The organism is Lascolabacillus sp. (assembly GCF_028696275.1).
GTDB lineage: Bacteria > Bacteroidota > Bacteroidia > Bacteroidales > Dysgonomonadaceae > Proteiniphilum > Proteiniphilum massiliensis.
Genome location: NZ_JAQVHI010000051.1, coordinates 1 through 10,676, shown reverse-complemented (window position 1 = coordinate 10,676; position 10,676 = coordinate 1). Strand labels below are relative to the sequence as shown.

The 10,676-nt window shown below is 34.8% G+C and carries 10 protein-coding genes, 1 tRNA gene and 2 pseudogenes; 4 read left to right on the top strand and 9 right to left on the bottom strand.

Annotated features, from left to right (window positions below; all coding sequences use genetic code 11):
• Position 1: 1 nt before the first annotated feature.
• The 7 genes and pseudogenes from PHO43_RS09380 to PHO43_RS09350 all read right to left on the bottom strand — a co-directional run bounded on the left by PHO43_RS09380 (position 2) and on the right by PHO43_RS09350 (position 5,942).
• Positions 2–73 (bottom strand) — tRNA-Arg (locus tag PHO43_RS09380).
• 11 nt (positions 74–84) lie between these two features.
• A complete protein-coding gene (locus PHO43_RS09375) occupies positions 85–720 on the bottom strand; it encodes a DUF3256 family protein (protein WP_288012053.1) in 636 nt (211 codons plus the stop codon).
• A gap of 64 nt (positions 721–784) precedes the next feature.
• A pseudogene (locus PHO43_RS09370) lies at positions 785–2,227 on the bottom strand (alpha-L-fucosidase); the annotation flags it as partial.
• 104 nt (positions 2,228–2,331) lie between these two features.
• The gene (locus tag PHO43_RS09365) at positions 2,332–2,565 is read right to left on the bottom strand and encodes a hypothetical protein (RefSeq protein ID WP_045089435.1); all 234 of its coding nucleotides are present in this window, start codon (positions 2,563–2,565) and stop codon (positions 2,332–2,334) included.
• Positions 2,566–2,798: 233 nt separating this feature from the next.
• Positions 2,799–3,335 (bottom strand): cupin domain-containing protein, encoded by a 537-nt coding sequence (locus PHO43_RS09360; protein WP_045089436.1) that lies wholly within the window; start codon positions 3,333–3,335, stop codon positions 2,799–2,801.
• A 150-nt stretch (positions 3,336–3,485) separates the two neighbouring features.
• On the bottom strand, positions 3,486–4,199 hold the full coding sequence (locus PHO43_RS09355) for a 3-keto-disaccharide hydrolase (RefSeq protein ID WP_288012051.1): 714 nt from the start codon (positions 4,197–4,199) through the stop codon (positions 3,486–3,488).
• A 96-nt stretch (positions 4,200–4,295) separates the two neighbouring features.
• On the bottom strand, positions 4,296–5,942 hold the full coding sequence (locus PHO43_RS09350) for an AMP-binding protein (RefSeq protein ID WP_288012055.1): 1,647 nt from the start codon (positions 5,940–5,942) through the stop codon (positions 4,296–4,298).
• Between the two features lie 117 nt (positions 5,943–6,059).
• Here PHO43_RS09350 and mtaB point away from each other — a divergent pair, with 117 nt between their 5' ends.
• The 3 genes from mtaB to PHO43_RS09335 are packed head-to-tail and all read left to right on the top strand — an operon-like array spanning position 6,060 to position 9,335.
• Complete coding sequence (gene mtaB / locus PHO43_RS09345) at positions 6,060–7,373, top strand: tRNA (N(6)-L-threonylcarbamoyladenosine(37)-C(2))-methylthiotransferase MtaB (protein WP_045089438.1); 1,314 nt, start codon at positions 6,060–6,062, stop codon at positions 7,371–7,373.
• The gene (locus PHO43_RS09340) at positions 7,373–8,314 is read left to right on the top strand and encodes a lysophospholipid acyltransferase family protein (protein ID WP_045089439.1); all 942 of its coding nucleotides are present in this window, start codon (positions 7,373–7,375) and stop codon (positions 8,312–8,314) included. Before mtaB ends, PHO43_RS09340 begins: the two co-directional genes overlap by 1 nt.
• Positions 8,298–9,335, top strand: coding sequence for a glycosyltransferase family 2 protein (locus PHO43_RS09335; protein WP_288010196.1), 1,038 nt, complete (start codon positions 8,298–8,300; stop codon positions 9,333–9,335). Before PHO43_RS09340 ends, PHO43_RS09335 begins: the two co-directional genes overlap by 17 nt.
• Position 9,336: 1 nt before the next feature.
• Here PHO43_RS09335 and porT read toward each other — a convergent pair whose 3' ends face one another.
• Positions 9,337–10,041 (bottom strand): type IX secretion/gliding motility protein PorT/SprT, encoded by a 705-nt coding sequence (gene porT / locus PHO43_RS09330; RefSeq protein ID WP_053826442.1) that lies wholly within the window; start codon positions 10,039–10,041, stop codon positions 9,337–9,339.
• Between the two features lie 201 nt (positions 10,042–10,242).
• Between porT and fdxA the strand changes: the two genes are divergently transcribed.
• A complete protein-coding gene (gene fdxA, locus PHO43_RS09325; RefSeq protein ID WP_074010733.1) occupies positions 10,243–10,410 on the top strand; it encodes a 4Fe-4S ferredoxin in 168 nt (55 codons plus the stop codon).
• A 135-nt stretch (positions 10,411–10,545) separates the two neighbouring features.
• Here fdxA and PHO43_RS09320 read toward each other — a convergent pair.
• Positions 10,546–10,676 (bottom strand): annotated as a pseudogene (locus PHO43_RS09320) (type I glyceraldehyde-3-phosphate dehydrogenase); the annotation flags it as partial.

Sequence of the window (10,676 nt, the reverse complement as noted above, 5' to 3'; positions counted from 1 at the left end):
GTACACCCGGCGAGAATCGAACTCGCATCGTCGGAACCGGAATCCGGTATTCTATCCATTGAACTACGGGTGCATTCTATTTTATCATCTGAAGGAGGAGTTCTCCCATTTCAAAGTGATGGTGTCGCTCTTCAGAAATGGTGTTATTTCTGATATATGATTATCAGGAAGATGATTTTTGAAATTAAATATCAGCAATAAGTCGCTGTTATACTTGTTTAATACAGCAGATATTGGCGAAATATCCGGCAAAGATAGAGCATATTTGTAATTTTCCGATTCTTTTTGGAAAGAATCAAAGAAAATTTCTGCTGTAATATCTGAAATGAAAGAATCGCTGTTAAGTTTTTCCCATTTATCAGTATAGAATGATATGTTACTATCACAAACATCAGCTTCTATCCCACCACAAACAGTTTTAATGACACATACAATTACAGAGTCGTTAGTCACAGGGAGTAACTTTATTTGAGTGCTTCCAATTCCTGAAGTCTCAATTTTGATGTAATCAGTGCCATGTTCAACCTTTTTTATCTCTCCAAGCATATAAGGTATGGTAGTTTCAGTTGAATCAACCAGTAACATGGTTTTGTTGCCTTCTGAAATTCCTGGCATTAGCTCTTCCGGCATTGATTTGAAAATTTCAGCCAAGTTTTGTGCCTGAATTGAAACTGTTAATAACAGACAGGCGAGTATCATTAATCCTTGTTTGTTAAGCATTTATTTTATTATCATTTATTGTTCTGGAAATAAAAATTATCTCTTTATTTTCTATTGAATATTATAATTTGGGTGCATAATATGCCCCAAATTTTTGAATATTAGCGTTGTCTCTTGTTTCAGTAATTGTTAATCGCAGTTTAGTTGCCTCTGTGTCAGGGAATCTGAGAAGTCTTTTGTACCCTATCGTGGTTCCTTTAGTAAGTTCTCTCCACTCGTTGTTTATTAACCCTTCTACAGTGAATTCTTCAACTCGCTGTCCCTTTTGAATATCTTCCTGTAGCATAACAGTATTTATTGTTTCGCCGGGTATCACATTATATTCTCTTGAATCGCCTGCACGTGCTCTCCATGTAACTTCTCCATCGGTTAGCTTTTCATCACTGAAAGTGTTGTTTATATATACACCAAACTGTCTGAGGCGTTCTGCATCAATTTCATGAATTCTGCCTCTTTTATCAGGAGGAACATTTAGAAGTAAAACAGAATTCATTCCTACAGACTGAAAATAGATATCAACCAGCTCGCGAAGAGATTTTACCTGTTGGTTCTCCTCTGCATGAAAAAACCAACCAGGACGAATAGATACATCTACTTCTGAAGGATACCAATAAATTGTTTTTGATTTTTCGATCAGATCCCTGCTGCCAAGATCTTCTGCGGTAGTTGTGATATTTAGTCGTATATTCTCATTTATTATGGCATCACTTATTCCTGGTTGAAGTGGAGTTACACTCCATTCGGTTTCTCTTCCCAAGCCACTTTCGTTACCAACCCATCTTATATCATTCCCCATTATTGCTTTTACTGCTGTTGGCTGCAGGCTATCAATAACATGATAGAAGCGTGACCAATTGTATTCCTGAACCTTACCATTTGGGCCCTCTCCATTGGCGCCATCAAACCACACTTCATGAATTTCACCATAGTTACTGAGCAGTTCTGTCAGCTGTTGAATGAAAAACTCGTTATATACAGGGGAATCTCCATAACTCTCAGCATTACGATCCCAAGGGGACAAATAGACCCCAAACTTCATGTTGTGTTTTTCACATGCATCACGAACCTCCTTTACGATATCTCCATTTCCATTTTTCCAAGGAGATGAAGCTACTGAATATGATGTGGTGTTTGTAGGCCATAGGCAAAAGCCATCATGATGTTTTGCTGTTAATATTATCATTTTAAAACCAGCATTTTGCAAAGTCGTAACCCATTGCTCAGCATCAAATGCTGTAGGGTTGAAAAGCTCAGGGTCTTCATTACCATCTCCCCATTCTTTTCCGGTAAACGTATTAATCCCAAAGTGTATAAATGCAGTGAGTTCAAGTTTCTGCCACTCAATCTGATTCTTAGTTGGTACGACATAAGCAGCTAACTTTACCTTTTGATCTTGTGTTACAAATTCAGGAAAAGATAGCTCTTTTTCAAAGTAAGTATTTGCTCTTTGACTGCAACCTGAAATAATTAATGTCAGGATAAAAATTAAAATTGCGATTTTCCTCATCAGTTCATCATTATCTGTGGTTAACAAAGTTACTATTTTTGCTCTAACAACAAATAAAAAAACCACCCTTTTGAGGTGGTTTCAACTAAGCAAGCATCTTTTTCTTATAGATTAGAGGCAGCTTCTTCAACAACTTGATTTAATGTGTCTGCAGCTGCTGCAGCTTCAGCTTCGATAACAGCCTGAATGCTGTCTGCCTGAGCTTGTAGGATGCTGTCTACTCTTGCTACTTCGGCAAGACTGTCTTGTAGTGCTTTTTCAGCATTTACCTGTGCGTTGTTGCAAGAAACTAAACCCAATGTTGCAATTGTAGAAACCAAAAACAATACTTTTTTCATTTTTTTGAAAATTTAAACGATAAATAATTTTGTAACAAAATTAAACTGTTCTTTTCGTAGCGTACTAATAATGAGTATAACAAGCAGGTAGTCACTTTGTTATTAGAATACGCTTGTGTAAAAACGATGCAAAAGTACATCAAAAACATGTTATATAGCATGCTTTGTTGAAAAAAATACAGTTAAATAATGTTATATTTTCTTTAAGGTTGATTTACATGCAATTGCAGCTATCAATGCTCATGATTATGGGCAGCAATTCCCTCCTCCTGGGTGTGATGTACTGTGCTGTGAGGATGCTCAACTGGTGAGTATATTGAATACACCTTCAACGGTTCATCCGAATCATTTACAAGGTTGTGCCATTTTCCGGCTGGGATGAATATTGCGAAATCGTGCTCAACCCTCTCCTCAAAATTAAAAACACCTTCTTCGTCACCCATGTACATTATTCCGCTACCTGCCTCTACACGAAGAAACTGATCAATCTCAGGGTGCATCTCCTCACCTATATCACCACCAACAGGAATACTCATTACAGTCATCTGCATATTAGATCCTGTCCATATAGAGGTTCTGAAAGTTTCATTTTGCACAGTGTAGTCCTCGATATTAAATACAAATGGCTCTGGTCCGAAATCTCTGAATTCCACTTCTGCATAGGTCTCATGTACAGTAGATTCAACCTGATTTCGATCAGCTGTCTGTTGAGTACAGGAACCTAAAATTAATAATGTTCCGAGTAATAAAATCAATAATGTTTTCCTCATAATTACAATTTTTTTTTTAAGCACTAAAATAAAGCTGTATGTAGCTTAAATGCAGTTATTAGTTTTATTATCAATTAATTCAATAAAGATAATAAAAACTTTCGGTATCAAAAATTCAGTTAATAATTGAGAATATGAGGTTATCTGTAATTATGGTAAGACAATTATCTGCAAATTACGAAAATGGATTTCTGATCCTTCTGCTTCTAAACAGATGTATCCAATACTTTGTGATGAGTTGGTTATTCCGTTTACAAATTTCCCATTTACAGAAAGTTTTATATTTCCATCAACACAAACTACATCATAAGTATTCCATTCTTTCTTACCGAGAACTCTGTTTTCAACTGACATGCTTCTTTTTCCGCGCGGATTTTCTGGTACAATCTCAACTCCTCCAACACCAAACAGTTCTCCATGTACGTAGGCAATAGGAGGTTCTACACCATCACGAGTATTAAGTTTTACCCATTCTAAATCTAACATCTGTACTTCTACTCCATCGGGTAGACGGTTTTCATCCGGCTCTGCTTTACTCCATACAAAGGTCCCAGAGTTACCTCCTGCTTCCTGATGACTCCATTCAATATGCATGATAAAATTTTCATATTGATGTTCACTTCTGATGACACCGATTGGAATTCCTGTGCACTTTAAAATATCATCTTCGAGTTTCCAGGTCTCATCGTTTGTATTTACCTGATACCAATTTATGGGTTCAGCTTTGTGTAGTTCACCATTAAGTACATCCTTTAAATTAATAACTGTCCCAAATGATGTAACCAAATCCTGGGATGTTGCTTTTATGGGTATGGATATAAATACCATTAAAGCGTAGCAAAGTATAAAAAATTCTTTTTTCATGTTTATAATTTTAGGTAATAAATGGTCTTATCTTTTATTACAAAGATAAACAATTGAAACGATTGGTGAGTTTTAATTTGCTGTTAATTAGTAATATTATTGATACAGATACCTCTTTATGCTTTTCTTAGGAGTTTTCTCGAATTCATTTTCCATTATCTCAATACTGCTCAATCTTTCATACTTTGCAACAACTTTATTCAGTAAGCCTTTGTTGGTCTCCATTAACTCTATCAGTTTTTCAGCTGAAATATTGTCTGACTTTACGGCTTCTTTGTCGGGGTAAACAAGTGCTACTAATTTGTTCTCACGCAGAATTACTACACTATCAGAAATATAGGGAAGGTTATTTAAGCGGGATTCAATTTCTTCAGGGTATATGTTCTGACCATTGGCAGTTAGAATCATTGTTTTTAAACGTCCTTTTATAAATAGCCTGTTACCTCTCATGACTCCCAAATCTCCTGTTTTAAGCCAGCCGTCATCTGTGAATGCTGCTTTTGTAGCTTCTTCATTTCTATAGTAACCGATCATTACATTTTCTCCTCTGACCTGTATTTCACCAGGTATGTTTTCAGGGTCTTCGGAATCAATACGGGCTTCCATAATGTCTTTTAGAACTGAGCCGCATGAAGTTGGGATAAAATCTTTATTATTATCGTATGAAATCAAGGGAGCGCATTCTGTCATTCCATATCCAACTGTGAAAGGAAACCCCATTCTGTAGAAAAAAGATTCAACCTCTGCACTCAAGGCGGCTCCCCCAATAATTACCTCTCTGAAGTTTCCTCCAAGTGATTTTGTTAGCGATTTTTTGATTTTATTCAATATAAGACTGTCCACACCTTTTATCTTTAAGAGGAATTTGATGGTTGGCTGACTAATGATTGGCAATATCTTTTTCTTATATATTTTCTCAAAAATAAGAGGTACGGTAATAATAATATTAGGTTTGACTTCGTCTAATGCACTTATCAGATTTTGAGGTGTTGGTGATACACCAAGCAGTGTAATATGAACGCCTGTTGCAAGTGAGTATAGGAAATCAAATGCACATCCATAAACATGTGCCATTGGTAAGAAAGCCAGAATTCGTTCGCCTGGAAATAGAAGATTCAACTTTCCAGCATAGGTTATATTTCCTGCGAAATTATTTGCAGTAAGCATTACTCCTTTACTGAATCCTGTAGTTCCTGATGTGTAGTTGATGCAAACAACTTCGCTGTTGTCTACATTTGGATATTTTATATCCTCTTTTGTGAAGCTACCGGGATAGGTTTGCTGAAATAATGTGTCTATTGAGTTGACTATGTTCTTAGTCTTGTCTTCTTCACTTTTGAGCAATTTGAATGATGGTGATACAATTGAGGTGACTTTTATATTATCAGAATTGAGATTGTCCCATAGGGTTTTGTTTATAAAAAGCAGTTTTGAATTGGAATGATCTATAATTGATTCTATACTTTCTGGATTAAACTCGTGAAGTATTGGTACAATGACAGCTCCATATGTTATGGTTGCCATAAAAATTATCGACCAGGAGGAGTGGTTTTTACCGACCAGTGATATTTTATCACCTTTTTCAATACCAAGTTCTGAAAAAAGAAGATGAAATTTTGCAATTTCATGGGCTAATTCGCCATATGTATAAGATGCATCACCTTTGTAATCAGTTAATGCGGGTAGTTCCCAATTTTTTTTAAAACTGTTCTCGTATGTTTTAATTAAATTCTGCTCAATCATATTTTTCATTTAACTATTGCACACTTTTGCAAATCTTGTGCAAAAATAATCGGTAAATGTCTATTATCAAAGAAAAGATGGCAATAAATTGAGACAAAAATTGTAATTTTGCCGATTATGATCGATCATTCTATATTTCAAAATAAAACTGCTGCCTACTATACACTTGGATGTAAGTTGAATTTTGCCGAAACCTCGGCAATTGGCAGGCAATTGTACAATGCAGGAATTACTCGTGTACGAAAAGGCCAAAAGGCTGATATTTGTGTAATTAATACTTGTTCTGTAACTGAACTGGCAGATAAAAAAGGACGTCAGGCAATCAGAAAAGCAATTCATGAGAATCCAAATGCTTTTGTTGTGGTTACAGGATGCTATGCTCAGTTGAAACCAGATGATATTGCTGAGATAGAAGGAGTAGATTTAGTATTAGGGGCTGAACAAAAGCTCGACGTGGTTAAGTATCTCGATGACCTGAGAAAGAAGGATAAGGGAGAGGTTGTAACTTCTAAAACTCACAGAATAAGATCTTTTGTGCATTCTGTTTCTGCTGACGACCGAACACGATATTTCTTAAAGGTCCAGGATGGGTGTGATTATTTTTGTTCATTTTGTACTATACCTTTTGCCAGGGGCAGGAGCAGAAACGGATCAATTGCTGATTTGGTTAAGCAGGCTGAACAGGTAGTTCAGGAGGGTGGTAAAGAGATCGTATTAACAGGAGTAAATATTGGTGATTTTGGTCACACTACAAAAGAGAGTTTTATTGATCTTTTAAAGGAACTTGATAATGTTGAAGGTATTGAACGCTATAGAATATCTTCTATTGAACCTAATTTGCTGACAGATGAGATTATAGATTTTGTTGCAGAATCAAAAAGATTTGCACCTCATTTTCATATGCCTTTGCAGGCGGGTAGTGATGCTGTTTTATCGCTAATGAAGAGAAAATACGATACTGCTTTATTTCGTCATAAAATTGAGAAAATTAAAACTATTCTGCCTGATGCATTTATTGGGGTAGATGTAATTGTAGGTGTTAGAGGAGAAACTGATAACTACTTCGATGAGAGTAAGAACTTTATAAAATCACTTGATATATCTAAACTTCATGTCTTTACTTACTCTGAGCGCCCAGGTACTCAGGCTCTTAATATAGATTTTGCAGTGGATCCGAAAACAAAACATGCTCGTAGTAAAGCATTACTGGATATTTCAGATGAAAAACATAGGTGTTTTATGGAGTCGATGAAAGGTACCAGAAAGAAAGTTCTGTTCGAACATACAAAATATGGAAAAAGTATGCACGGATTCACAGAAAACTATATTAAACTTTACTCTAATTACGATCCAGCTAATATAAACAGGGTTATTGAAGTTGAAGTGGGAGAGTATGATGAGGACGAAATGGCAATGAAAGCAATTTTTTAATGGACGACGGTGAGCGAAATAAAAAAAGTATAGGTTATTCACTGCTGTATGCAGTGGCATATCTACATGCCCTTCTGCCATTTTCTGTTCTTTATTTGTTATCAGATATTTTATACTTTTTTATCTATTACATTATAAGATATCGTAGAAAGTTGGTGAGAAGGAATATTAAAAATTCTTTTTCCTTTGAAACTGAGAAGAGAATCATTAGTATTGAAAAAGAATTTTACCATCATCTATGTGACTATTTTGTAGAGACCATTAAAACACTTCATATCTCGGATGAAGAGATACGGAAAAGGATGAAGTTTGAAAATCCTGAGATGATTAACCGTCTTACTGCAAGCGGTAACTCATGTATTCTTAGTCTGGGACATTACTGCAACTGGGAATGGGTTACATCAATTGTAAATTATCTAACACCTGGAATAAAACAGGGATTGGTTTATAAAGAACTTCACTCTAAAGCATTTGACCACTTGTTTGTAAGGCTAAGAAGCAGCTTTAAGGCTATTCCGATTGAGATGCGTAGTGTATACAGAAAGCTTATTGAATCAAAGAATAAGGGGGAAACAGTGGTAGTAGGTTTTCTTTCAGATCAGCGCCCTCCAAAAAGCACTGGTCATTACTGGACTAGGTTTATGAATCAGGATACAGTTGTACAAACTGGTATGGAAAAAATTGCTAAACTACTTGGCTTTTCGATTGTTTATCTTGATATTACCAAAGTTAAAAGAGGTCACTATATTGGTAAGTTTTATGTTATTACTCCAGATGCTTCAAATGAGCCTGAATATGAGATAATGGAGCGATATATGAACAAACTGGAGGAAACAATAAAAAAAGATCCGGCATATTATCTTTGGTCACATAATAGGTGGAAATTTAAAAAAGAACCAGAGGAAAAACTATTGTCAGAAGTATATGAATTTGAATCATAATGTTAAGGCATCTGTAGTAATATTAAACTGGAATGGGAAAAGGCTTCTTGAGCAATTCCTTCCTATAGTCATTAAACATACTCAAAGTGATATAAGTAAGGTAATTGTTTCAGATAATGGGTCTACCGACGATTCAGTCAGGTTTATGAAAGAAAATTATCCGGAAATCCAACTTGTAACGCTTGATAAAAATTATGGATTTGCAGAAGGTTATAATAAAACATTACATCAGGTAAACTCTGAATATGTTGTTCTTCTGAATTCTGATGTTGAAACAACTGAAGGGTGGCTGCAAAATTTAATAACCTATATGGATAATCATCCGGAGGTAGCAGCTGTTCAGCCAAAGATTCTTTCATATAAAGAAAAATATAAATTTGAATATGCAGGTGCTTCAGGAGGATTTATAGATAGATATGGATATCCTTTTTGCAGAGGAAGAATCCTAGATAAAGTAGAGAATGATAAAGGGCAGTATGACAATGAGATACCTGTTTTTTGGGCTACCGGAGCATGTTTGTGTATAAGATTAAAAGATTATTTTGAGATGGGTGGATTGGATGGTAGTTTCTTTGCGCATATGGAAGAAATTGATCTTTGCTGGCGATTAAATGCAAGAGGGAGAAAAGTAATGTGTATTCCTTCATCTATTGTATATCATGTTGGAGGAGCCTCTTTGAGTAAGGATAATCCTAAAAAAATGTATCTCAATTTTCGTAACAATTTGCTGATGTTGTATAAGAATTTACCTAATAGATCCCTGCCTGGTACTTTTTTAGTAAGATTTGTTTTTGATATACTTGCATATTTTCATCTTATATTTAAAGGAGAATTTAAAAACGCATATGCCATTATTGAAGCTTATAGAGATTTCTTTAATATATTTAATTCATATAAGCAAAAAAGAATAGATAACCTTAAGAAAACCACACAAAAGAGTATAGCCACCCAATATAAAAGAAGTATATTGTTGAAATTTTATACTGGAAAGAAATTATTTAATTCTATAATCTGGAAATAATTTATTCAAAATTTAAACAAAGTGTTATCATTCTGCTTTTGGCCATAGAAATTGCATTAGCATACTTAAGCAGTTCTTGATCCTTTAGATCACTCCTCTCTTTATCCAGAATATCTATTAATCCGAAGCTAAATTTTAATTCCGGTGCAAGTTTGAACATGGGTAAATATAGATCACAACCCGTGCCAATTTCAATTCCAAAATCATTTTGTTTCAGTAAAATAGCAAGACCTTTATTACGTGACAATTCTATATTGCTATATCCACCTATAAGCAAATAAGGACGGAAATTATCAGTTCTTCGTGCTGATATTTTAATCTGAGCCGGAATTGAAATATAGTTGTTTCTAATTCTAGTACTGAACTCTTTACCTGAAATCTGCTCTTTAAATATGAATAGTTTATCACCTAAATGTAAAGTTGGTAATATCCTAAAGTTAAGGTAATTACTTATATAAATATCACCTATTAACCCAACAGCAAATCCTGGCGAGTATTTAGGAATCTCAGCAAACCACATTTCTCCATTATCATTAATGTTACCTGAATGTGTCAGTATCAGATCCTGAGCATTCAAGCCAATAGTGAAACCAAGGTGAAAAATTCTCCTGTCTGTATAAGGTAGATTTTGAAGTTTTCGGTACTGTGCATTGACACTTAAAGAAAGTGACAGTAACAATAAAATGGTTGCAATTTTAGTATTCATAGTGTTTAAACGATTTAGACTAAAAGATATTGTATTTTTTATATGGATACTTTATTCTAACAGATAAACTTAATATTCAATTGTAGTTATTGAGACCAGTTACAAATAACATAAAATAAATCATAAACATTTCTCTGATTAAATAAAAACAGTAACTTTGCAGAATATAAATTATTTTAATAACTAAACTTTTTATTTATTATGGCTTACGTAATAGACGACACTTGTATTGCTTGTGGAACATGTATCGATGAATGCCCCGTAGATGCAATCTCTGAAGGCGATATTTATGTAATCGACGCAGAAGTATGCACAGATTGTGGCGCTTGCGCTGATGTTTGTCCCACCGAGTCAATTCACCCGGCATAGATTACAAGTATTTAGAAATGAAGAAGCCGGTCATTGCTTGACCGGCTTCTTCATTTCTAAGGTAAATCACCTGAATAGATTACAAAAAAACTCCCTCGTAAGAGGGAGTTTTTAATTTATATAATCTTGTTATACTTATGCGTTAACAGAATTCATATGCGCGATAAGATCAAGCAGTTTTACTGAGAAAGCCCATTCGTTATCATACCATGAAAGTACCTTAACGAAGTTAGGACTCAACTGAATACCACCTTTTTCATCAAAGA